The organism is Microbulbifer sp. ABH2_005 (assembly GCF_056160005.1).
The window spans coordinates 1-382 of record NZ_JBSWWI010000012.1 but is presented as its reverse complement, the minus strand read 5'-3'; the positions used below and the strand labels follow the sequence as shown (position 1 = coordinate 382).

At 47.6% G+C, this 382-nt stretch carries 1 rRNA gene; it reads left to right on the top strand.

The annotated features are described in order from the left end of the window. Positions 1-109: 109 nt before the first annotated feature. A 23S ribosomal RNA gene (locus ACXAFI_RS20030) occupies positions 110-382 on the top strand; the annotation flags it as partial.

The following is a 382-nucleotide window of genomic DNA, read 5'->3' as shown; positions in this document are numbered from 1 at the left end:
TCAACATCAAAAATATTGTGTGTCTCTCAAGCACACAATCCGGCGTTCAGGCCAATGATTTATTATTGAGTCTGAATGTTAAAGTCGTTAGTAGTCGTTTGTGTTGTATGGTCAAGCGACTAAGCGTATACGGTGGATGCCTTGGCAGCTGGAGGCGATGAAGGACGTAGGAGCCTGCGAAAAGTCTAGGGGAGCTGGCACACAAGCTTTGATCCTAGAATGTCCGAATGGGGAAACCCACTCCTTTTAGGAGTATCCCTAACTGAATACATAGGTTAGGGAGGCGAACCCGGGGAACTGAAACATCTAAGTACCCGGAGGAAAAGAAATCAACCGAGATTCCCTGAGTAGCGGCGAGCGAAAGGGGATTAGCCCTTAAGCT